Annotated in this window: 16 protein-coding genes; 5 read left to right on the plus strand and 11 right to left on the minus strand. The window is 34.7% G+C overall.

The annotated features are described in order from the left end of the window. Window positions 1-28: 28 nt before the first annotated feature. Window positions 29-5,962, plus strand: a complete 5,934-nt coding sequence (locus tag IEV57_RS16725) for a PKD-like domain-containing protein (protein ID WP_229744543.1) — start codon at window positions 29-31, stop codon at window positions 5,960-5,962. After that, the gene (locus tag IEV57_RS16730; RefSeq protein WP_188444197.1) at window positions 5,962-6,978 is read left to right on the plus strand and encodes a PorP/SprF family type IX secretion system membrane protein; all 1,017 of its coding nucleotides are present in this window, start codon (window positions 5,962-5,964) and stop codon (window positions 6,976-6,978) included. Before IEV57_RS16725 ends, IEV57_RS16730 begins: the two co-directional genes overlap by 1 nt. A 184-nt stretch (window positions 6,979-7,162) precedes the next feature. On the opposite strand, the gene IEV57_RS16735 is transcribed toward IEV57_RS16730, so the two are convergent. Beyond that, on the minus strand, window positions 7,163-7,330 hold the full coding sequence (locus tag IEV57_RS16735) for a metallophosphoesterase family protein (protein WP_188444198.1): 168 nt from the start codon (window positions 7,328-7,330) through the stop codon (window positions 7,163-7,165). Between the two features lie 400 nt (window positions 7,331-7,730). Between IEV57_RS16735 and IEV57_RS16740 the strand changes: the two genes are divergently transcribed. From IEV57_RS16740 to IEV57_RS16750, 3 genes are all read left to right on the plus strand, one after another. Beyond that, window positions 7,731-8,372 (plus strand): peroxiredoxin, encoded by a 642-nt coding sequence (locus tag IEV57_RS16740; RefSeq protein ID WP_188444199.1) that lies wholly within the window; start codon window positions 7,731-7,733, stop codon window positions 8,370-8,372. Window positions 8,373-8,779: 407 nt separating this feature from the next. Beyond that, on the plus strand, window positions 8,780-9,079 hold the full coding sequence (locus tag IEV57_RS16745; RefSeq protein WP_262891053.1) for an FkbM family methyltransferase: 300 nt from the start codon (window positions 8,780-8,782) through the stop codon (window positions 9,077-9,079). 419 nt (window positions 9,080-9,498) lie between these two features. Then, window positions 9,499-10,560: a cytochrome-c peroxidase gene (locus IEV57_RS16750; protein WP_188444200.1), complete on the plus strand. Its 1,062-nt coding sequence runs from the start codon at window positions 9,499-9,501 to the stop codon at window positions 10,558-10,560. A gap of 895 nt (window positions 10,561-11,455) precedes the next feature. Here IEV57_RS16750 and IEV57_RS16755 read toward each other — a convergent pair. The 10 genes from IEV57_RS16755 to IEV57_RS16800 form a co-directional block, all read right to left on the minus strand. Continuing rightward, window positions 11,456-12,463: a type II toxin-antitoxin system HipA family toxin gene (locus tag IEV57_RS16755; RefSeq protein ID WP_188444201.1), complete on the minus strand. Its 1,008-nt coding sequence runs from the start codon at window positions 12,461-12,463 to the stop codon at window positions 11,456-11,458. Continuing rightward, window positions 12,463-12,789: a HipA N-terminal domain-containing protein gene (locus IEV57_RS16760; protein ID WP_188444202.1), complete on the minus strand. Its 327-nt coding sequence runs from the start codon at window positions 12,787-12,789 to the stop codon at window positions 12,463-12,465. The genes IEV57_RS16755 and IEV57_RS16760 overlap by 1 nt, the downstream gene beginning before the upstream one ends. After that, a complete protein-coding gene (locus tag IEV57_RS16765; RefSeq protein WP_188444203.1) occupies window positions 12,786-13,004 on the minus strand; it encodes a helix-turn-helix domain-containing protein in 219 nt (72 codons plus the stop codon). The genes IEV57_RS16760 and IEV57_RS16765 overlap by 4 nt, the downstream gene beginning before the upstream one ends. Window positions 13,005-13,500: 496 nt before the next feature. Beyond that, a complete protein-coding gene (locus IEV57_RS16770; RefSeq protein ID WP_188444204.1) occupies window positions 13,501-13,899 on the minus strand; it encodes a hypothetical protein in 399 nt (132 codons plus the stop codon). Window positions 13,900-14,260: 361 nt separating this feature from the next. Further along, entirely contained in the window at window positions 14,261-15,655 is a 1,395-nt protein-coding gene (locus tag IEV57_RS16775) for a serine hydrolase (protein WP_188444205.1), read from the minus strand. A 406-nt stretch (window positions 15,656-16,061) separates the two neighbouring features. Beyond that, window positions 16,062-16,220, minus strand: coding sequence for a YdeI/OmpD-associated family protein (locus IEV57_RS19545; protein ID WP_188444206.1), 159 nt, complete (start codon window positions 16,218-16,220; stop codon window positions 16,062-16,064). A gap of 304 nt (window positions 16,221-16,524) precedes the next feature. Continuing rightward, the gene (locus IEV57_RS16785) at window positions 16,525-16,911 is read right to left on the minus strand and encodes a response regulator (RefSeq protein WP_188444207.1); all 387 of its coding nucleotides are present in this window, start codon (window positions 16,909-16,911) and stop codon (window positions 16,525-16,527) included. Next, window positions 16,904-17,914 carry a response regulator gene (locus tag IEV57_RS16790; protein WP_188444208.1) on the minus strand — a complete coding sequence of 337 codons (1,011 nt, stop codon included), beginning with the start codon at window positions 17,912-17,914 and terminating at the stop codon, window positions 16,904-16,906. Before IEV57_RS16790 ends, IEV57_RS16785 begins: the two co-directional genes overlap by 8 nt. 18 nt (window positions 17,915-17,932) lie before the next feature. Next, window positions 17,933-18,376: a response regulator gene (locus IEV57_RS16795; protein ID WP_229744546.1), complete on the minus strand. Its 444-nt coding sequence runs from the start codon at window positions 18,374-18,376 to the stop codon at window positions 17,933-17,935. Continuing rightward, window positions 18,373-23,250, minus strand: a complete 4,878-nt coding sequence (locus IEV57_RS16800; RefSeq protein ID WP_188444209.1) for a PAS domain S-box protein — start codon at window positions 23,248-23,250, stop codon at window positions 18,373-18,375. The genes IEV57_RS16795 and IEV57_RS16800 overlap by 4 nt, the downstream gene beginning before the upstream one ends. Window positions 23,251-23,516: the final 266 nt, after the last annotated feature.

Consider the following 23,516-nt stretch of genomic DNA (forward strand, 5'->3'; position numbering starts at 1 on the left):
TGGCCTGGGAAAAACTTTTACGATCACAGTGAATCCTACGCCTGTTATTTCCAACAAAGCTCCAGAGCCTATTTGTTCGGGGGATGCATTTACGGTTAATCCTGTGAATGTACTGGGTGGAGACATTGTGCCAGCAGGAACTACTTATACATGGACTATTAAGTCGGCGGATGCTGGGATCAGTGGAGCAGAGCCAAGCAGTGCAGTGGGTGTTATTTCACAGACTTTGACCAACAGCACTAATACTGTTAAAGCGGTAATCTACTTGGTAACACCAACCTCGGGAGATGATGGATCTTGTGTGGGTGATGCATTTGAGATAGAAGTGACGGTGAATCCTACTCCCGTAATTGGGGACAAGATAGCACCTGAGATTTGCTCCAATGGTCTTTTTGAATTTGAACCTGTGAATGTACTGGGTGGAGACATCGTGCCACTTGGTACCACTTACACTTGGACAGTAGCTGCAAATGCTGATGTAGTGGGTCAATCTGATCAAATTACTACTGCGCAGCAAAAAATTTCCCAGACGCTTCGCAATCTGACCAATACTCCTAAGACGCTTGTCTATACGGTGACACCACTAGTCGGTACTTGTGCGGGTGATTCGTTTACTGTCACCGTGACGATTAATCCTACGCCAGAGATAGCTAAAAAAGAAGCAGAGATTTGCTCAGAAAACACTTTTGAGGTAGATCCTCTTACCCTTGCTGAACTTGGAGATATCATTCCTGCCAATACTACTTATACTTGGACGGTAGCTTCCAATACAAACCTCACGGGTCAAAGTGATGTCTCGGATCGCCAGTCCAAGATTTCTCAGACACTTACAAACTTGACCAATGAAGTTCGTACGGTGATCTACACAGTGACGCCATATTCTGAGGCAGTAGGTGGCTGTGAGGGTCTTCCTTTTGAGATAGAAGTGACGGTGAATCCTACTCCTGTGATCGAGGACAAGATAGCACCTGAAATATGTTCTAACGGTGATCTGAATTTTGTTGCTGTCAACGGTCAGGATAATGATATTGTACCTGTAGGTACGAAATATACCTGGACAATCAAAACAGATAATGCCAATATTGAGGGGCAATTACTTGAAGCTGATCCACAGGATAGAGTTATCCAGATCCTTCGTAACCTTACTATTACGTCACAGACGATTGTTTATGAAGTAACACCCATATCCGGTGATTGTGCGGGGGATACCTTTGAGCTGAGTGTTACAGTAACACCTACTCCAGAAATAGAGGATGTAGAATCTGGGATTTGTTCGGAAGAGTTTTTTGTAGTAGAGCCATTAAAAGGAGGGGGTGTATCAGGAAATGATATCGTGCCGACAAATACCGTTTACACCTGGACAGTTGTAGACAATGAAAATGTAACAGGAGATGTTGACGAGCCTTCATTCCAGACCATCATCACACAGCAGCTGACAAACCTGACCAATGAAGCGCAGGTTGTTGTTTACACTGTAACACCATATGCAGAAGCAGACGGCAGTTGTCCTGGAGAGACGTTTGAAGTCAGAGTCACAGTTAATCCGAAGCCAACCATAGAAGATGTAGAATCTGAGATTTGTTCGGAAGAGTTTTTTGTAGTAGAGCCAGTAAATGGAGGCGGCGTATCAGGAAATGATATTGTGCCGACAAATACCGTTTACACCTGGACAGTAGTTGACAATGAAAACGTAACTGGAGATGTTGACGAGCCTTCATTCCAGACCCTCATCACACAGCAGCTGACAAACATGTCCAACGAAGAGCAGGTTGTTGTTTACACTGTAACACCATATGCAGAAGTTGACGGCAGTTGCCCCGGAGAGACGTTTGAAGTCAGAATCACAGTCAAACCAACCCCAGTAATCTCCCCAAAAGAACTTGTAATATGCTCAGAAGATGATTTTGAGTTAGGGCCTATCCATGGCGAAAATGGAGACATCATTCCTCTAGGGACGAAGTATATTTGGATGGTGATACAAAATGTTGGAGGTATAATTGGTCCAACCAATGAAGATTCCCCTCAGGATAAAATTTCATCTGATGCCTTAATCAATCCAGGTAATACCCCTTCAGTTGTTGTTTATGAAGTTACACCTATCAGTGCAGATGGTTGTGAAGGTGACAGCTTTACCCTTAGCATTACCGTCAAAGACCCCATTGTTATCCAAGGGGATCACCTGAATTACAATGGTTTTGGAGTGTCTTGTTTTGGGGCTGAAGATGGATTTATCCAAGTGACTGTAAGTGGTGGTAAATTGCCTACTGAGGATCCTGATGATTATAACTATTCTTGGTTGGGTCCTGATGGATTTAGTGCTAATTCCAAGGATATTTCTGGATTAAACCCAGGGACTTATATCCTCACAGTAGATGATAATTCTGGCTTATGTCTTATGACAAAGAGTTTTGAAATCACAGAACCAACTCCGGTTGTAGTTACTGAGCAAATTTCAAGTTATAACGGTTTTGAAATCAGTTGTTTTGGCGCAAGTGATGGTAGCATATCCCTTGATGTCAGTGGCGGAGCAGGAGGATACACCTACGCATGGGTGGCTACAAATGGTGGCGAAATTCCTTCAGGAATGGAAAATCAAGCCTTGTTAGATAACCTGATTGCAGGTACTTACATAGTAACAGTTACGGATGCCAATGGCTGTGCACAGGACATAGACTATACCCTTAGACAGCCAGCCCCATTGGAGCTTAGGGAAATCGTAGATCAGCGAAGAAATGTTTTGTGCTATGGCGAGGATACTGGACAGATTTCATTATTGGCCACTGGAGGAGTTAAGGACTACCGCTATAATTTGGCAGGTGTAGACTTCGAAGGAGAACAGGTTGATTTAATCTCTGGAATCACAGGATTGAATAATTATATTTTCGAGAACCTAAAGGCAGGTGTATACACATTGTCCGTATTAGATTTAAATGGTTGTGTTACTGCATTACCTGGAAATATTACCATCAGCCAGCCAGATGCTCCTTTAGCAATCAGTAATGAAGTGCTATCTGATTATAGTGGATTTAATATCGCATGTTTCGGAGACCTTAATGGGTCAATTAGTTTACAGGTAAGTGGTGGGACAGCACCATACACCTATGCCTGGATGGGTCCTAATGGATTTACTTCCACAGCCTTGAATCTGTCAGGCCTCGGTGCTGGTAAGTATACTTTGGTGATCAAGGATGCCAATGATTGTATCCTTGAAAAAGAATTTGAATTGGTAGAACCAGCTCCAATTACAGTTAATGCCCTTCCTCAAAATGTATTGTGTGGGGCTGAAAGTAATGGCAATATTTTTATAAGAGGGTTCAGTGGTGGCACAGGAAACTACCAATTCCTTTGGGTAAAGGATGGGGTTGGAGAAATTAGAAGAACTTTTGTACCGGAAGATCTGCGCAACATTGGCCCTGGGAAATATTTCTTAATTGCTACGGATGAGAATTCCTGTGAATATATAGAAGAATTTGTGATCACTGAACCGGATCCTCTCGTGGTTTCCTTAATGGATAAATCAGATAACCTGTGTTTTGGGGAAAATAATGGCGCGTTGACTATTGATGTTACAGGTGGGGTGGGTCCTTATGTATACCAATGGACAGGGCCAAATGGCTATACTTCTTCCAACAAAGATCTCGGAGGGTTATTCTCCGGAGTATATGAATTAGTACTCATGGATGCTCTACAATGTACCCAAAGCCTGACTGTAACCATAGATGAACCCGAAGAAATAATTATAGAAGAGCTTATAGATAATGTAAGTTGCTTTGGGGGGAATAATGGCGCCATCCGCTTAACTGTTTCAGGCGGAGTACCACCTTACCGATACTTATGGCTCGGGCCAAATGGATTCACTTCTACTTCTAGGGATATTAGAGATTTAATTGCTGGGGAATATGAACTTCTGATTACTGATCAAATTGGATGCGTAATTACCAGAGAATTTGAAATCAATCAGCCTGAACCAATAGTTATAGATGCAAATATTTCTTCTTATAATGGTTTTCAAATAAGCTGTAAGGGTGGAAGCGATGGTTTTATAGACATCACAATTACTGGAGGAAATGGAGGATATAGGATTTTCTGGGAAGGTCCCAATGGATTTAGATCTAATTTGTCTAAAATAGAAGGCCTACTTCCTGGTGCTTACGAACTTGCTGTGATTGATGAGAAGAATTGTTTGCAAACAGCGCAATATTTGCTGGTTGCTCCAGAAGAACTTTTAATAACTGAAGAAGACTTAATCTTTAAAGATGTTTCTTGTTTTGGAGGTAAGGATGGTAGTCTACAGGTTAATATCACCCAAGCATCTGTAGGTCCTTATAGATTTGAATTAGTTGGTAAGAGTGTAGATGGGTTCCCATTTGCGGAATCAGTCTTGGTAGATGAATTGCTTTATGAATTCACAGGTCTTAGATCGGGAGAATACGAGCTAACTGTTTCGGATGCAAATGGTTGTTCTTTAAGTGAACTATCAGGACTGAAGATTGACCAACCAGAGTCACCACTTAATTTTGATATTTTAAAGACAGACAATACTTGTTATAAATCCAATGATGGAAAAATTCAAATTACTCCAACAGGCGGTACTGCTCCGTATACAATAATCTGGACAAATGGATCACAATCGTTCAGTATGGAGAACTTATCACCTGGGCTTTATGGCGCCATAATTACGGATGCGAAAGGTTGTGAAGTAAAATTTGAAACAGAGCTTATTGAGGCACCCATTTTTGAACTACGAGAAGAAGTCAACAGAATATCATGTTTTGGTTTAAAAGATGGTTCAATCAATCTAAATATTGTGGGTGGAGAAGCACCGCTATTGATACAATGGGGTCATGGACCGCAGGAACCAATTCTTAATAATTTAGAAAAGGGGATCTATAGTGTTACAATTATAGATGCGGGTGGTTGTGTGATTAAAAAAGACTTTGTGATTAACGAACCACAACCCTTAGAATTGACTGGAAATGTTTCAGATGCTTTTGATTGTGAAGATCCTAACTCTGGAGCTATCAATATCATTCCTTTTGGTGGAACAGCGCCTTATACCTTCAATTGGAGTAATGGAGAAAACAGTCAAAATCTGAATAATATTGGACCAGGTTCTTATAGCCTTGAATTGATTGATGCCAATGGTTGTAGCATCGTTCGTCAATTCACTATATTAAGACCTGAGGCCTTGAAGATTTCTGTGTCAAGAACAACTGAAAGAATTTGTGATCCAAGAGGCTTGAAATCATATTTTGAAGTTTCTATTTCTGGAGGAATTGCACCATACTCCATTCAATGGAATAGAGGAAATGTTTCCAATAATGGTGCTTCTATGGAAACAGATGAGTTAGGAGTCTTTATAGTAACAGTAAAAGATTCAAGAGGATGTCCTTTAGAACAATCTTTCCAAGTTATTGAAGAAGATCCTTTGATTCCAGAATTTGATTTTAAATCAAATTCTTATGAGTTCTCCTATGAAAATCTGGTCAATTTTGACATTCAGTTTAGCAATTTAAGTCAAGGTGTATATAAAGAAATTGTATGGGAATTCGGTGATGGCTCTACAAGTACTCAATGGGAGCCAATTCATAAATATGCAAAACCTGGGACTTATCAAATTACACTTAAACTCAAAGATTTGGATGGGTGTATCGTAGAGATGCGAAAAGAAATAGTTATCACTGATTTCTTTTTTGAAGTTCCCAATGTTTTTACTCCAAATGGTGATGGTGTTAATGATTATTTCTATCCTAAATTTCTTTACATCAAAGATATACATGTAATGATCATGAATAAATGGGGAGAGTTGATTTACGAATCAAAGGATCTTGATGCAGCTGGATGGAACGGAAAACTCAAAGAGGAAGATGCTGTTATCGGAAATTATGCTTACAGGATTCAATTTACCACGCTAGATGGACGACTAATTGACCGTTCGTCTGTATTTCTACTGGCTAGATAATGAAAAGAATATTAATTGTAATTTTAGCTTTAATTGTAAATTTTGGAAATGCACAAGATTTTCATTTCTCCCAGTTTTATGCCGGACCTTTGAATTTAAACCCTGCTTTGACTGGTTCAAGTGAGCAGACTAGAATGGGGATCAATTATAGAAAACAATGGCCTGGATTAGATTTTGATTTTAATGGATATTCTGCTTTTATAGATCATTATAGTTTTGATATGAGAAGCGGAATTGGACTGGTGGTTAATTCCTTCAATGAGCAAAACATGAGTCTGAATACTTCAGAAGTCGCCCTATTATATGCCTATAACTTAAGTATATCTGAATATTCAAGTATTCGGATGGGTACTCAAATCACCTATGCTAGACGAACAGGAAATTTGGAAAACTTGCTTTTTGGTGATCAGATTGATGTTTTTAATAGAGGGATTAATCCAAATACAATTGATTTACTTCAGCAAATGGATCCATTTGGATATTTAGATTTTGGTTTTGGATTGTTATATGCAAATCCTGACTTTTGGTTAGGGATTAGCGGTCACCATTTGAATAATCCAAAAATGATGCATGTCACAAGTTCTGAATTTGAATTTTTACCAAAGAAATATGGAATTCAGGCCGGGTGGCAGAAGGATATTGGAAGTAGGAGGTATTGGGGTGATGATAGCGAAAGATATCTTACAATCATGGCAAACTACAAAGCTCAAGGGGTTTTCTCTCAGTTTGATATCAATGCCCAAACAAAATATGATTCATTTATTTTTGGACTAGGGTTTAGAGGGATGACGAGCAAAAGTGAAATGAAAAATTATGATTCCTTGATTGGGCTATTTGGTTTTTCGCTAAATAGCGGAATAGTGATTGGTTATTCCTATGATTGGATGCTTTCTCAAGTAGGAGCAAATACGAAAGGGTCTCATGAATTCTCCTTGAGATATCAGTTTCTTGCTGGCAACCAAAAGAAAAGAGGACAGAGAGACAGAGTACTGAAGTGTTTTGATTATACATTTTAATTATACCCATCCTATTTTAGTCTTCTTTGAGATAGAAAGATTTTTGTTTGAGTCGGTTTGCATCTTTGTTTTAAAAGACGGCATAATGATTCTTTTCTGATAAAATGAATTTAATAGCTTACTTAAGCTTTTGCCGTCTCACTCCAAACCTGTGTTTCTATAATTCAAAAAATTTGTTCCTCTCCTATAACCTATGTTCACTAAACTGTACATATCCAAGTTGATTGGTTACAAGATTTGTATTCCCTATGCTAAATGATGGGGTATTCGTATGATGATGTCCATATACCCAATGAGGGATTTTAGAATCTTCAATTAAATCATAAAGTTCTAAAGCGTATGCTTTATTCAAATTTATGATGGTTCAAAAAAGCTTTACTCCTTTAAAACTAACCAAAAAATCGTTGAAGCTGATTAAAATTAAAGATGCTGCAGATCCGCTTTCATAATGGAAAAGATTTATGATTCGGCATGAAGTTCATTACAATCAGGCCTTGTCCATTCATAGACGAAATTCGACTATATGTGCATTATTATTATTAAGTGAAATATTCAAATGTTGATGTCATTGTGGATAATCATGTTAGAAATGAAGATCTATTGTCTAACATAGATATAGCCTATAGTCTTTATCCTAACATATGGTTCATAGATAAAAGTTATCAAATTTTAATTTCTATGGAGACATTTGTCACACACTATTTTATTTAGAATCCTCAACTTTGAAATATCAAACAAAAACAAAAATTAAAATGGAAAATCAAATTACAATACCAAGAATAGGTGATACAGCACCAGATTTTAAAGCTATGACAACAACAGGTCCAATGCAGTTCTCTGATCACATCAAGGGAAGTTGGACGATTTTGTTTTCTCATCCTGCCGATTTTACCCCTGTATGTACCACTGAAATGACTGGCTTTGCACTTGATCAAAAGTATTTTGACGAGAAAAACACAAAACTTGTTGGTTTAAGTATAGATTCTATTCATTCGCATATTGCTTGGGTGAATAATGTTAAGAAAAACACAGGAGTACTATTTGAGTTTCCAATTATTGCAGACATTGATATGAATGTGTCTAAATTATATGGGATGCTTCAGCCTGGAGAGAGTGAAACTGCAGCAGTTAGGGCTGTGTTTTTTATAGATCCAAAAGGAAAAATCAGATTAATCATGTATTATCCGCTCAACGTGGGTAGGAATATGGATGAAATAAAAAGATCTCTTGTGGCTTTACAAACGGCTGATCAATATAAAGTATCTTTACCACTCAATTGGAGAGAGGGGGACAAAGTGATAGTTTCTCCACCCAAAACAGTTGCTGAAATGCTTGAAAGGGAAGCTAGTGACTATGAAATGGTAGATTTTTATCTTGCTAAAAGGGATTTATAATTTCATTTAACTAAAAAAAAAAGTGCTGATAAAAATTTATTGATCAGCACTTTTTTTTAATGTACATAAGCTTTTTTTTTATTATGAATTTTTAGCATTACAAAAAATGTGTTTTGTTGGCATCAACGAATAACATTATTTTCAACTTGCTTTCAATTGAACTAAATTGTATTTGAAAACTCAGCTTATATTAAAATAAAAGTCTTTGCTAGATTTTATTTTTTATTCGGTAGGTTGAAAAATTCTAATTAAGAAGTCCATATATCATCTGCTAAATTTTTATTTCTCTTTTATACATAGGGCTGCTTTCGAGAATATGAATCAATTTTAAATCTCAAAACACGAAAGATAGGAATTTAATTTGTTCCAAATTTGGCATTGAAATTCCAAGTGATAGGAGTAGATGGATCAGTGAAGAAGAAGTGGAAGTTATTAGTCCTAAAACCTTGTTAAAAAAGTTTGAGATTGGAAAAATAGATCTTTTGCAAATAGATGCAGAAGGTTATGACTTAGAGGTTATCCGTATTTTTGATATTGAGAATTCAAAACCTGAAGCCATTATTTTTGAAAATGTAGGTTTGGAAGAAAATGACTATCAAACCTATCTAGAGAAATTGAAGGATGCAGGGTACAAGACGAGAAAATTTGGACCAAATACCTTGGCATTAAAAAATGGTTATACTGAATTCCAAAAATATTTTACCTAATTACTGCTTTAAACTAATAACTACTTAAAATCATCTAAATACAATATTAGATTGCTGTGGACTACAACAAGGCGAACAAACTATTTGCTTTTTACGCCTAAATAATTTGTTGATGATTATCCGCAAGCTTATTTGTGATAAAGTCGCATTCTGGCGTAACTGAATATAATTATTAGGCATATCTCCTTTCATGCCAGTAGCCATCCAAAATAGTATAATCATCAGATTTAAATCTTCATTGGACTGCGGACTGTTGACAATTATCCGCTATATTTCAGGTTTTCAACTTAATTACTGGCCTAATTGCGGATAATCATTTTTTTATATATTTTTAAAGCCTATAATTATAGATTTTTGTTGTGACCTAAGTCACTATTTGGTAAAAATTTCTTTTTTTATTTTGCTTAAAATCAAGCACGATGAAATCAAATATCATTCTATTTATTACAGTTGGATTTATAACACTGATTGTTATTTTAATCACCCATAAACCTAAAGTTAAAAGCAATTTGCCAGTTGGTTACAATGTTGATGATGCAAAACTTTGGGCTAACGCAAGGAACTTTTATTATCCATTAGAGCAAAACCCTGATGAACTAGAATCTGACCTTGAGCTTTTGGGTCAAATGCTTTATTTCGATACTCGGTTAAGTGTCAATGGGACACAAAGCTGTAACACTTGCCATAATTTAGATACTTATGGTGTTGACAATTTCTCTACTTCATCAGGTGCCATTGAGGGGATGCAAGGGGATAGAAATTCACCTACTGTTTTGAATGCTTCGCTACATCAATCTCAATTTTGGGATGGAAGAGCCGCTACTCTAGAAGAGCAGGCAAAAGGTCCAATACTTAATCCAGTCGAAATGGCAATTCCGCATGAAGGAGTTTTACTTGATAGACTCAAAGATGTGAAAGAATACGTCGAACTCTTTGAAAGTTCATTTCCAGAACATACTAATGCTATTACCTATAATAATGTAGCAACGGCAATAGGCGCTTTTGAAAGGAGGTTAACTACAAGATCAAGGTTTGATGATTTCATGGCTTTAGATTTTGAAGCTTTAAACATTCAGGAAAAGAGAGGATTGAAGGTGTTTTTAGAGGCTGGCTGTCAAAGTTGTCATGATGGTGTTGCTTTGGGTGGCGTACAGTTTAGAAGATTCGGAGAAATGCTTGATTATACAAAGGTTGCTCCGCAAATTAATATGGATGAAGGGATGTATAAACTTACTCAAAACCCTGGAGATCTGTATAAATTCAAAGTACCTTCCTTAAGAAATATAGAAAAAACGTATCCTTATTTTCATGATGGGAGTGTTTGGGATTTGGAAGAATCTGTAGATATAATGGCAAAAACACAGCTTAACAAAACATTATCTGAAGATGATTTAAAACATATTTCGATTTTCCTAAAATCCCTTACAGGAGAAGTTTCGGAGTCCATTAAATCTATTCCGACCATACCTGCATTTCGTTGAATTTCGGTTTTTATTAATTAGAGTGTTTAGTTTACAATTTTAATAAGTCTGGATGCTTACTAACTAAGGCCAATTAAATCTATTTTATATATGACCTGTATGATGTTGGATATGGAAATTTTGTTTTGCCTAACATTATAACTAGGAAATACAACATCCAGCCTCCTTGACTATTTTCAAATTGTTTGATAAGATGATCATTTTCAGATATATCTATTTTTTTGTTTAGATATATCCGCTTTTGCGCCAAAAGCTGCATAAAAAAATCTAATTACTACAGTTGATTGTTGTGGACTACACCAATGAGCATAAGCTGTTGACACTTGCGTGCTTCTTCAACAATTAACAGCAACATTATTTGTGATAAATTTACATTCTGGTGCCATTTTGGAAAATCATATTTTTGTTTAAAATTTTGAGAAATCCTTTTAATAACAAGTACTAACTCCCTTTCAGTTTTTCTCTTTTTGTCGACATCTCAACAATTTGTTCAATTTTTGATATGCAAGTTTTCTTACCGCATATACTTAATTTTTCTAATAATTTGAATTTATCTACCTTAGATTGCTTAGAGTTATCGTTTTTCCTACAATCCATTGGTGTTAGTTTTACCATAATGCACACGATAACTGATTAGTTTGAAGTGGTGAAAGATTAATTCTGTCAATTTTAACCACAATACCAAATTGGTCAGTATAGTCAGATTGAAAGAATCTATTTAATATCTCTTTGCAAACTCAGCAGCTACATTCATCTTGATTTTAATTGACGAACCAAGTAGGTTTTGAAATTAATCAGCACTATTTTATTAGGCCATTTCTCTTTGGGCTAAATGTTATCTATAGTACTTGATAGCATTAAGACTCAAATTCAATATCATTTATAAATTCATATCTTATACTTTATTTAATTGTTTTAAACGGCTCTGATATGACTGGAAATAATTTCTTTTAGTAGTATCATTTAGAAAGGAAGCAGCGACCATTTTTTCAACAAAATCAGATTTGGAAATCATCAATATCATAATATTTTGAAAAGTTTTTTCATTGATTTCTACTTTCTCTGCTAGTTTGGCAAATTGCATCGCGATATTGCCTTGGGCTAGATTTCTAGGCATCAGACCATCGTCTAATGCAAAGTCTTTATCATCTATGTGAATACGGCTATTAAGCAAGTCATAAGCTGGACTTAGTCGATAATCTCCAAAAGGGGTTTCTAATATAGAGAAATTTTTAAAGTGTGCATCTCCATTTGAAAAGAGATAATTAAAGATAAGTATTTTTAAAAGTTTTGGTGCATCTATCTTGTAAGTTGTTAAATAGTTGCGCATTAATTCAAATATGTCTAAATAATTCCCCAGATACTTATAATTTTCTCCATGGGTTTGTGGGGTTCTTTTTGCTAGGGAAGCAAAGTCATCCTGAGCTAATTTTTGTGCTTGCCCAGTAGGTAGGGAGCCAACTTCTTTTACGTCAAATCTTTTGGTAATGTAGGCAGGTGTACCATCTTTAAAAAATATTAGAGCATTTTCTGCGGTCTCTATTCCATAAACCTGTCTTGCAATTTGCATAGTTAAATGTTCATTGGCAGGCATTTGATCTGGCTTTTTACCTGCCCCCGGAATTGGTTTCAGAATATAGGTACCATGTTCATCTTCATTTGAAAGCCTTAGCTTGTTTTTGTCAAGCAATACAGAAAATTTTTCTTGTACACCTGAAATCGACATGCGTTTTCTATTCTTTTCAAACAGCTGATCGGTGTCTGGGTTGGATGCTGGAGAATCATAAGGTAAAACATGATGTACTTTCTTGCCTTGAAAAACTCTATTCAGAGCAGTTCTGCTATACGTATCAAAACCTTCAGATAATGTTCCTGGACAATATTTAATTTTTGGCAAACTCATTAATCTTCTAGTTTAAGAATTCTAACTGCACCTATGCTGTCATTTTTTGCAGTAGTCATCAATAAACCGAAGTGGTCTTCTCGATCGATTCTATTGAGTTTACAGACCACTTGCTTATTGGAACCTTCGGGAAGCATGTTGTAAAAAAATGGCAACAGGTACTTAGAATGAAACTCTTTTTCAGTTTTAGGTAAGGTGAGACTGATGCTTTGCTTCCTGTTATTGGCTACCCAGTCATCATGATAAAGAAATGAAAACGAACCATCATCATGTTGGGTCAAGATACCCGCTTCTTCATTCTTGAATAATACTTTGGCTTTTCTCATTTAGTAGGTGTTACATTCTTTATTTTTAGGCAAACCTCCATACCCAACACATCTGATAGCTTATGCAATGTTAAAAGTGTTGGGTTTCCCTTTCCGCTTTCAAACTGCTTTACTGTTCTCAATCCAACACCTGATAATTCTGATAATGTATCTTGTGTTACTTGTAGCGCTTCTCTGCGTTCTTTTATCGTTTTTATTAATTCTGTAAAGTGCATTATATAGCATTATTTTATGCAAATATAAATCTAATTTTTAAAATTTCAATAAAAAGAGCGGTAAATCGCACTATACTGTTCAAGTATTGATTTTCATTAGATAATTACTATAAGAAGTGTATTTTAAAGCACTATTATACAGGTAAAAAGAATTTGTCTTGGTATTGGGAGAATTGCTGGTACTTAAATATTAATCTAAAATTTCTATTGTTATTGATAGAGAGCCAATGATACAAATCAAACCTAAATAGTGGGTCAATCCCGAAAGTGGGATAGGATATCCGCTGGAATATTCAAAGAATACATCATTTATTTACCTTTAGTACCCAAGATGATATTCCAAATGATCTCAGCCAGCATTCGAGAATACAAATAAGGATAACCCCGACAAAAATAATCGAAGGTTCACTACCTGTCCTGATAGTCAAGCGCATCGGCATATGTTCTACGAGTGGTTTAGGCATGAGATTTCACATTACTTCAACTGGCAAAAGTTTTATTCTAAATCCTCGTTATTGATTTCATATTCGTATTTAAAAAATCTTTTTGAAGGTTCTCTTAACAACCAATACTCTTCTATGTTATAGATGTTTTTCTCAATATCATTCGGTTTATAGACTTTTAAGATTTGTTTTTCATTATTTTTGACCACCACGGAATCATATTCAATTAAGCGAGGTTCGAGAAAAGTATTTCCAATTTCATAAACCGACTCAAAGAGTCTAGTTTCATTTTTAGGGATTACTAAAGTTTTGCTTAAGTCTTGGTCAAACGACACAAATTCAATAATTAAGTCCTGATTTGTAAGATTTTTGATATTAGCTTCCATATCAGCTATAGGGTCACAACTGCAAAAGATTATTATCGCTGTAAGTGTTATAAAGGTTCTTTTCATAAGGTTATGTTTTTCCATATTCTGACTGGCCTAACACCCCCTCAATTTGAGCTGATTTCCATTTTTGATTAGTCAGACTGATTTATCGATTTGCTTTTTAATTCTTCAATTTAACCCCAACTTTTTTTGATTCAAGAAAAGTTATCCTTCCTGATTATCTTATGGAATTACGTTTACTATCATACTTTAAATGATCCCAGCCTGCATTCGTGAAATCAAACGAAATCAAATCCATCCTGAACAATCAAGAGATTCACAGTCTCCCGATTTTTCTTCAAGATTTGGTTCTTCTGTGTAAAGTAACAGATTGTAAGAGGTTTAGGGGTGGGATTCTCCATTTACCTTCTCGACGATGATGTCGTTATTTTTCTATTCTGTTTATTAATTCAATTCCTAAATCGTCAATGTTTTTGTTAATCTGAGCAACATTGGATAAAATTATTACTGCTTTCTTGTTTTCTACATCCATTGTCAATGATGAAGAATATCCGCCTGTTCCACCATTATGCCAAAATAAGTCATTTCCACTTTTTGATTTCAAAATATGCCAACCTAAGCCAATTTTAAAATCCTTGTCAATCTCAAAAGTTGGTCTCCTTGTTAATTCGAGTTCCTTGTTTGTGTCGTCAAATTGGGCAAACACAAATTTTGTTAAATCCTGTGTTGTTGATAAAATCCCACCACATCCAAACAGCATATCAAAGTCCCAATTAGTCACGATATTTCCTTTTTTGTCCATTCCTTTAATAAGTCGGTTTTCCAAGTTTTTAGAAGTCGTAAACGAATTGTTCATATCGTACTTTTCAAAGACTTTCTTTCGTAATAAATCCTGAAATGTGGTTTTTTGAGAAATGCCCAAAGTGTGTCCCAATAATCCTGTTCCTAAGTTTGAATAGGCATAAGATTCTGAAGGTTCGCTATTGCGTCTTAATAAGCTTTTTAAGTATTCTTCGATTTCTTTATCTCCATAATTTTTGTAGGGATTGGACGTGTTTGATAGATCCAAATTTTCAGGTAGACGAGCCACACCTGATGTGTGATTAGCCAAACTTTCGAATGTGATTTTGATATTGTCCTTAAAGTCAGATGGATAAAATGTATTGATTTCATCCGTTAGTTTGATTTTTTCATCCTTGACCAATGAAGCTAAAACGGTTGAAGTAAAGACTTTAGTTATTGAACCGATTTCAAATATTCCGTTCTGATTTTCAATTGATTTAATAGTTTCGTCAATTCTTATAACTCCATAATAATCAACCTTACCGTTTTGAATTACGGCAATGGAAAGTTGAGTGTTATTTGGTAGGTTATTGGTTTTTGAAAATATGATTTCAGCAATTTCATTTGGGTAGTTGTCTAATGCATTTATGTTTGCACTTTCAGTTGTTTCAGGTTCTTCATAAGGTTTTATAAGCAATCCGGCTATTTTGTTTTTGTCGTCAAGCGTGATATAAATTCCTAAAACTGCTAGTTCAAATTGAGTCTTGTAAATGGCGCCGGTTCCGTCTTCGTTATTCACAAATTCCTTTTTCACTATTTTACCTACTTGAGTTTTTAAGCCTTTTAAAAATTGCCTGTTGTTTTCAAGCGGTAAAACTTCTTGCATTTCAGGCGAAAAGCTGTTAAAAATCTCATCATAAATTCCAGTGTTATAGTTCGATTGAAAACTGTCAATCACTTTTTTATAATTCTCTGTTTGGCCAAATAATGAATTGGTTACACAGATTATGAATAAAAATAAAAGTATTCTTTTCATTCGAGGTTTTGTTTTTATTATGCACTTAAACTTATACATAAGTCTGAAATAACCATACTTTTTTTAATAATAACAAACATGTCTGGTTTTACCAAACCTACTCATTCCCCTCCACTAAAAAACATCAACTGCAGGGCATTTAAGCAATTAAAAAAGCCCCATCTATGAGGATTTAAAAAAGTATTAGGGAGATTTTGATCAACATTCTATTAAATTTTTTAATGTATATCCACTTTCTTACCAGTAGCCATTTATAATATTGTATGAAGTTCATTACAATCAGCTGTGGTCTGTTGACAGTTGACTATTATCCGCATGATTATAAGTGAAATTTTCAAATACTGGTGTCAATGCGGATAATCCTATTTTTATTTAGGTTTTTGAGAAATCCTTTTAATAACAAGTACTAACTCCCTTTCAGTTTTTCTCTTTTTGCCGATAGCTCAGCAATTTGTTCAATTCTCGATATGCTAGTTTTCTCAGTTTTTGCAAGTTTAATATACCTCAATACAAACCTTTTATTAGAATCATTTATGTTATAAAAAAAACTCAAAGGCTCCTTCACATTTCTTCAATGCTTTTTGCAGGTCTTCTGGAATGACCAAATTGTCAACATTCTTCATAAAATCCCATAAGTCAGTCTGCTTAGAAAGCGTTATAGATGGGAATCAAGCTTGATAAATTTTCCCTTCCTCAATTAACATATTTGCACGATCTTTATAAGTATTTTCCCAATGCACTACTTTAGGGGGGAGGGGAGATTAACTGCATCGTTTTGATATCTTCTAGTTTTCTTGATTTGACCTTTTAATTAGAAGTAAGATATTTAGGAACTGGATTCATTGCTAATATTTAGTTTAAATGAAAATTTAACTACCTGCTAAAATTTCAATTACATTTATTTTGCTCAAAGGTTTTTCATAAAATCCCTTAACGAAGTGATACTGCTTCGATTTTATTAGATCACTTTGATCTGTTGATGATGATAAAATATAAAAACTGATATGATGGGATGCTTCCAACTGATTTGATTGAATAGCTTCCAAAAATCCCCATCCGTCTAATACGGGCATATTCAAATCTAAAAGAATGATGATTTCAGATTCATCTTTATTGTGTAGTTTTAATTTATTCAAGCCTTCTAATCCATTTTCGCAATGAACAAAATTCAAGGAACGATCAAAATTAGAAATCATTTTTTCAGAAATTAACCGAAAAAGAAGATCATCATCAATTATAAAAACAGTTTTACTCATTTATTTTATCAATATTTATTTGTTGTGCTTCTTCAACAATTTTTTTAATAACTCCGTCCATCTCATCTGTTGAGTCCCTTAGTTTTTTAAGCCAGAATAATATGTCATCTAAATTATCTTTTTCAGCTTCTATTAAATTGATAATCCCCAAAATTCTTGAGAGGGGAGCCCTAACCACATGTGACTGTGTCCAAGCAATATTCTTGAGTTTTTCGTTTTGTTCCTCAATGGTCCGAATATAATTAATGATTGTAGTAAGATCAGTTGCTTGGACAATAATTCCAAACTTTTCAGTGTTAAACAGAATCTTTTTTATGGATAACTTAACCTTAATTTCTTCACCATTTTTTTTTCTTTGGGTAAACTGATTGTTAGATTTATTCGTGGATTCGTTTTTAAGTTTGGCTTCTAACAATAAGCTGTCTTGAGTTGGGTGTAGATCCATAAATGAAAGGGATAAACACTCCTCAATTGTATATCCGTATTTTTCAATTGTAGCTTCATTAACATCTAAGATTTTTAAATTTTCTGGATGAAGTAACCACATCGGTTGGGGACTAAGATTAAACAGATTTTTGTAGTTTTCTCGTTCACCTTCTAATTGTTTTCTAAAGTTTTTTCTAGACTGAGCAAATGAAATACTCTTTTGAAGTAAACTGGAATTAATTTCATCTTTAATCAAGAAATCATAAACCCCCAATTCTAGACTTTGCTTTGCAAGATTCAATTCAGAATAACCCGTAAGAACAATAATAGGCGTATTTTGACTGATTTTTATAACTTCTGAAACGAGTTCGATACCACTTAAATCAGGCAAGTTTAAATCAAGAAAAATCACATTGTAAAAGACATTTCTCTCTGACAAACACTTCTTTGCGGTATCAAAATCAGGACATTGTTTGATATCTATTTTTCTATAAGATTCAATTAGGAAGTCCTCTACAAGAATAAAGTCTCCTTCATTATCTTCTATTACCAAAATTGATAAGTTTTTAGTCATCATATTTTGTTAATTAAGTTGTTATGCAGATAGTATGGTTAGCTGTAGCCAAAATTCCTCAATTTTTTTTATTGCAGCCAAGAAGTCATCCATTTCTAATGGTTTTTTTATATAGCTATTACAATAGTTTTTATACGCACTTTCAACATCTTTTTGATTGGAAGAAGTTGTGAGCATGATCACAGGTATTCTTTTTAAACTTTGATCATTTTTAATTTTTTCTAAAACTTCAAGACCATTATAGATCGGGATATTAATATCTAATAAAATCAAATCCGGCCTTTGAGCATCCGCAAACTCACCTTCTTTATTCAAAAAATCTAAAGCTTCTTGCCCATTCCTTACTACACTTACCTTAATGTCAACTTTACTTTCTTCAAAGGCATCTAGGGTGAGCAAAATATCACCTTCATTATCTTCTACCAGCAGTATATGTGCTAGTTTTAAACTTCTTACGTTCATCATATTTGATTTTTTGTTTTAGCAATTGTGAAATAAAAGGTAGTCCCTATTCCTACCTCAGATATTAGCCAAATTTTACCTCCTAGAAATTCAATACTTCTCTTTGCAATGGATAAACCAATACCAGTACCGTCATTTTCTTTTCGGTTATGAAGTCTTTGGAAAATAACAAAGATTTTTTCGTGAAACTTTTTATCTATCCCAATCCCGTTATCTTTGATAGTAAACTCCCATACTGTTTCTTTTTCTTCTACATCAATTTCAATTTCAGGAGATACATTCTGCTTTGAGTATTTAAGTGCATTGTCAAGCAAACAGTGAATAGCTTGTGTTATCGGCGCTCTATTAATGTTTAGTTTTGGAAGTACCTCAAATTTGATTATTGCTTTTTTCTCTGCGATGAGTTTTCTTCTTAACTGAGTGTATTCATTAATTATTTCATTAAGATCAACTTCCTCAATTTGCTCCGAAGGCTTATTTGCTCTGGAATAAAGTAGTAAATCCAATATAATCTGTTTCATACGTTTCGCTCCATCGGTTGCGAAATGTATATATTGAAGTGCTTTATTATCCAATTTATTTGAATAATTTCTCTTTAACTGATCCATAAAACTTGAGATCATTCGTAGGGGTTCTTGCAAATCATGTGACGTAATAAATGCGAATTGCTCCAACTCTTCATTTGACCTTTCCAACTCTTTGGCATAATTTTTTAAGGATTTACTTAATTGAAATAGATCTTTCTCTAACTTTTTTTGTTCTGTTAAATCGGTCATAGCGCCAACCATTCTGATGGCTTCCCCATTTTTATTTCTTACAATAATTCCTCTATCGATTATAAAACGTTCTTCTTGATGCTCGTTATAAACTCTATATTCCATTGTCCAGCGCTCGGATTGAGGATCTTTTAAGGTGATTTCAAGACTCTTTTTCAATGCTGCTACATCTTCAGGATGAAAAGAATCTTGCCAAAATTGACTTTCTTTCAATTTAGTTGAAGCGCTGTGCCCCAAAATCTTGTAGATATTATTCGATCTGTAAAAATTGTCATTTTTTATATCCCAATCCCAAATGGCGTCATTCGTCGCTTTTGTAACCAATTCAAAACGGTCATTCGCCTGTACCAGTCTGATATCTGCTTTTTTTCTCAGTGTGATATCCTTAAAATATATAGATAACCCATTTCCAGAAGGATAAACGGTGACCTCTATCCACATATCTAAAGCAGTATAATGTTCTTCAAAGTTTATGATTTCCCCACTGAACATGGCTTTATGATACTGCTTGTAAAAATCAGAATCTATTGCGTCGGGATAGACTTTCCAAATATTTTTACCAATTACAGTTTCTTTATTTTTACCCATGACTGTTTCGGCTTGTTTGTTCCAGTAGGTTATAATCCACTCCTCATCTACTGCAAAAAATGCATCTCCGATACTTTCTAAGATTTGATTTTTTTCTCGGTAAGCTTTTTCTAGGTTTTCTGCTGCATTTCTGCGCTCGTCGATGTTTTTAAAATAAATAGATATGCCTCCGCTGGATGGGTAAGTGGTAATATCATACCAACAGCAATCTCCAGGATAATAATATTCAAAGCTTTCAGACTTACCAGTTAAGGCTACACGCCTGTATACTTCTTCCAATACCGTACCTTTGGCTGGCTCGAAAATTTCCCAAATATTACCTCCCAAAACTTCATCTGCTTTCTTTTTTAAAAGATTTTCAGCTTCTTTATTAAAATAAGTGAAATTCCACTCAAGATCTATTGCATAAAAAGCATCTGATATACTTTCTAAAATGGTCATCATTTCAACAGAAGCTTCTTGAAACTTACTTTCAAATGCTTTCTTTTCGGTAATATCTATAATTAATGAATTCCATAAGATTGCTCCATCTGGTAATCTTTGTGGTAATCCTCTCCCTTCATACCATTTAACACTTTGATCTAAGGACACATTTTTCCACTCCGAATGCCATGGTGTTAGGTTTAAAGATGATTCAATTATTGAATTTATTAGTTCTGCTTGATTTCCACCTGCTTTAATTTGCTGCCATATTTTTTCAGGTGAATTTTTGCACTCCTCAGGTGAAAGACCCCAAACTTTATAACTACCCTCACTGATGTATAAAATTTGATCTTCTCCATTTGGATGCATTAAATATTGAAAAATAACGCCTGGAAGATTATCGGTTAAAGTTTTAAGCTGTAACTCTGCGGTTTTCAAATCATGGATATCTTGAAAACTACCATAGATTCTTTGACATTTTCCTTCCAGAAATTCAGCATTTCCAATACACCGAATCCATTTGCTATTCCCTTTGGCTGTTTGAATTAATAAGCCAAGATCAAAAGATTTCCCTGACTCAATCAATTGTTCAACACTCTTTTGAATTAAAGCCTTACTTTCTTCTTCATAGAACTCGAAGCCTCCTGTTAGACTTGGATTATAATCATCATTCACCTCCATGATATTTTTTAGCATGGGTGACCAATACATATTGTCAGTCTCATTTTGATTGCGGAGATTTAATTCCCAGTTCCCAATTTTTGCTAATTCTGATGCTTCTTCATATAAATCGATAGCCAGTTTTTCATCTGTAATATCAAATATCATTGAATTAAAAATTACTGTACCATTGGGTAAGTAATTAGGAGTCCCAAACCCTTCATGCCATCTTTTATCACCATTTGGAAGTATATTTCTCCAACGAAAATGCCATTTGTTCCGAGTTTTTATGGATGCTTCAATGGACTGTTGTACTTTTTCGTAATCTCCTCCTTTTATTATTTGTTCCCATACTTGATTATTGTCTTTTTCGCATTTATCTGCACTAAGCCTCCAAATTTTGATGGATGCTTTACTTACAGATTGCATGAAGTTCTTTCCATCTGGCGTGATTACATATTGGAATGTTACGCCTGGGAGGTCATCAGAAAGTGTTTGTAACCTGATTTCTGACTGTTTTCTGTCAGTTATATCTTGAAAACTACCAAATATTCTTTTGGGTATGCCCTCTACTATTTCTACATTTCCTATGGATCTTACCCATTTTTCTTTAAGCTTTTGGGTAATGATTACTGCTTCAAAATCAAAACCTTCACCAGTATGAATACATGCATCTATGCTTTTAGAAACTAATGGTCTAAAATCTTTACGATAGAAGTTAATTCCAAGGGCTAAATCAGGAATGAAAGTGTCTGGATCCGTTTCGTGAAGCTGATGAACTATTTTAGACCAGAATACAGTCTTTTGCTCAAGATTTACTTCCCAAGATCCAATTTTTGCAAGTGATCCAGCTTGGGAATTTAACTCTCTTAATTTTACTTCTGCTGTGATGTTTTTTGCAGCAGCGTAAACCAATCCTTCCTCAAGGATTGGATTACAATTCCAATTCAACCAAATTAACTGTCCATCTTTTGATAGGAAACGATTTTCAAAGTTAAAAACTGGATCATCATTGGATATTTTCTTAACTTTTTTAACAAATTCCCCTTGATCTTCTTTGATGCTAAAATCATCTAAAGTATGAAACAATACTTCATCTTTGGAATATCCTAAAAGAGCATACCCAGCATTATTCATTTTTAAAAAACGCCCTTTAAAATCGGTAATGCATAAAATCTCAGGTGTCGAATCAAATACATTTCTGAGGTTATTTTCCAGTCGCTTACGATGAATTTCTGATCCAATAAAATTATCTAGGCCTTTTAATACTGAACAAAGTTGATTTAGGTATTTTTCATCGCGCTTGGTACCAATTAGGAGAACACCAACCAATTCATTATTAAAGGTTAAAGGCATACCTATTAAGGCTTGTAGCCCAAGATGTGAGGCTCCTTTTTTTCTGATAAAGAATTGGTCTATCTGATCACCATTCCAAAGAATCTGCTTTCCTTTTGACCAAACTTTACCTGGCAATCCTTCATTTTTTTTAAACGTTGTTTCCAATGGCTCAATTTCAAAGAAGCTTTGGCTATGTTTGCTATGACCAACTAATTTTAGTTGAGTTTGCTCCATGTTGGGGCACCAAAGTTCTATTAAATCAAAACTTCCAAACTTGTAAAGATTTTCACATAACCCATTAGCAGCAGGAATTAAATCCTCTTCAGTATTAAAGCTTAAGCTGATTTGACGGAGTAATTCTTTTTCTGTTTCTTGCTCTATTTGCTCTTTGATATTTCTTACCACGCAATAAATCAACTTGGATTCCCTATTCCAAGTAGTGCTCCACGAGCTATAAGCAATACCCCCCGTTTTCCTATTAAGTCTAATAGGGATTGATTTGAATTCTTTTTCTTTACTGGTTTCATCAACAATCTGATTTATTTTTTCATAATCTTCTTTAATAAGTAAGTCTTTGAAAGGCATACCTATTAATTCTTCAGATGTATAGCCCCAATGATCTAAGGAAGCGGCACTCACAAATAAAAATTTACCAGCTGTATCGATCGTGCACAACACATCTTGAGAAGCATTCATTAGACTACTTGCATGATCCTTTGGATCGAGTGAAGGAGTAATATCGGTAGAACGGCAAATTATCGTTTCAACTTTACCATGATTATCAAAAATAGGAGAGAGGGAGATACGAGAATACTGAAGCTTTTTGTCGACTGGATTATAAAAATCTTCTTCAACTTCAAAATTTTCTCCTGATAATGCACGAAGGTAATAATTTTTCCATTTATCAATCAATCCATATCCAAACCCTTCCGTTAAAACGGAAGTATGCAATGCTTTATCAGTACCGGTTACTTCATTTATTACATTAAAATAGGCTTTATTCCCATAAACCAATAATAAATTAGAATCGACAACCCATGCGAGATCTTTGACTTGGTCAAGAAGAAGGCTACTGTATTTATTTTCATTCATAATATTATTATTTGAAATCATGTTAAAAACCTTCCAAGCAGCCCAATATAATTTTGTTGAAACTTATTTTTTGAATCGTGGGACTACTTTTAATAGACAGTCTAACTAATTTCTATATAGTATTATGAAATTAATAGATATACTACTCTAACTACGGATAATCATCTTTCTGTATAATTATTTTAAATGGTTAAACAAGACCAGTGCTTTTATTAGTATGGTGATAAAACCCTCAAATTTTTAAGGTTTATTTTGAGAGCATTGAA

The sequence above is a fragment of the Belliella aquatica genome (assembly GCF_014637795.1).
GTDB classification, from domain to species: Bacteria; Bacteroidota; Bacteroidia; order Cytophagales; family Cyclobacteriaceae; genus Belliella; species Belliella aquatica.

What these genes read in the sequence shown, in the direction of transcription:
- IEV57_RS16730 (WP_188444197.1), top strand. Translation starts at nt 5,962, where the DNA reads ATGAAAAGAATATTAATTGTAATTTTAGCTTTAATTGTAAATTTTGGA.
- IEV57_RS16740 (WP_188444199.1), top strand. Translation starts at nt 7,731, where the DNA reads ATGGAAAATCAAATTACAATACCAAGAATAGGTGATACAGCACCAGAT.
- IEV57_RS16750 (WP_188444200.1), top strand. Translation starts at nt 9,499, where the DNA reads ATGAAATCAAATATCATTCTATTTATTACAGTTGGATTTATAACACTG.
- IEV57_RS16755 (WP_188444201.1), bottom strand. Translation starts at nt 12,463, where the DNA reads ATGAGTTTGCCAAAAATTAAATATTGTCCAGGAACATTATCTGAAGGT.
- IEV57_RS16760 (WP_188444202.1), bottom strand. Translation starts at nt 12,789, where the DNA reads ATGAGAAAAGCCAAAGTATTATTCAAGAATGAAGAAGCGGGTATCTTG.
- IEV57_RS16765 (WP_188444203.1), bottom strand. Translation starts at nt 13,004, where the DNA reads ATGCACTTTACAGAATTAATAAAAACGATAAAAGAACGCAGAGAAGCG.
- IEV57_RS16770 (WP_188444204.1), bottom strand. Translation starts at nt 13,899, where the DNA reads ATGAAAAGAACCTTTATAACACTTACAGCGATAATAATCTTTTGCAGT.
- IEV57_RS16775 (WP_188444205.1), bottom strand. Translation starts at nt 15,655, where the DNA reads ATGAAAAGAATACTTTTATTTTTATTCATAATCTGTGTAACCAATTCA.
- IEV57_RS16785 (WP_188444207.1), bottom strand. Translation starts at nt 16,911, where the DNA reads ATGAGTAAAACTGTTTTTATAATTGATGATGATCTTCTTTTTCGGTTA.
- IEV57_RS16790 (WP_188444208.1), bottom strand. Translation starts at nt 17,914, where the DNA reads ATGATGACTAAAAACTTATCAATTTTGGTAATAGAAGATAATGAAGGA.
- IEV57_RS16795 (WP_229744546.1), bottom strand. Translation starts at nt 18,376, where the DNA reads ATGATGAACGTAAGAAGTTTAAAACTAGCACATATACTGCTGGTAGAA.
- IEV57_RS16800 (WP_188444209.1), bottom strand. Translation starts at nt 23,250, where the DNA reads ATGAATGAAAATAAATACAGTAGCCTTCTTCTTGACCAAGTCAAAGAT.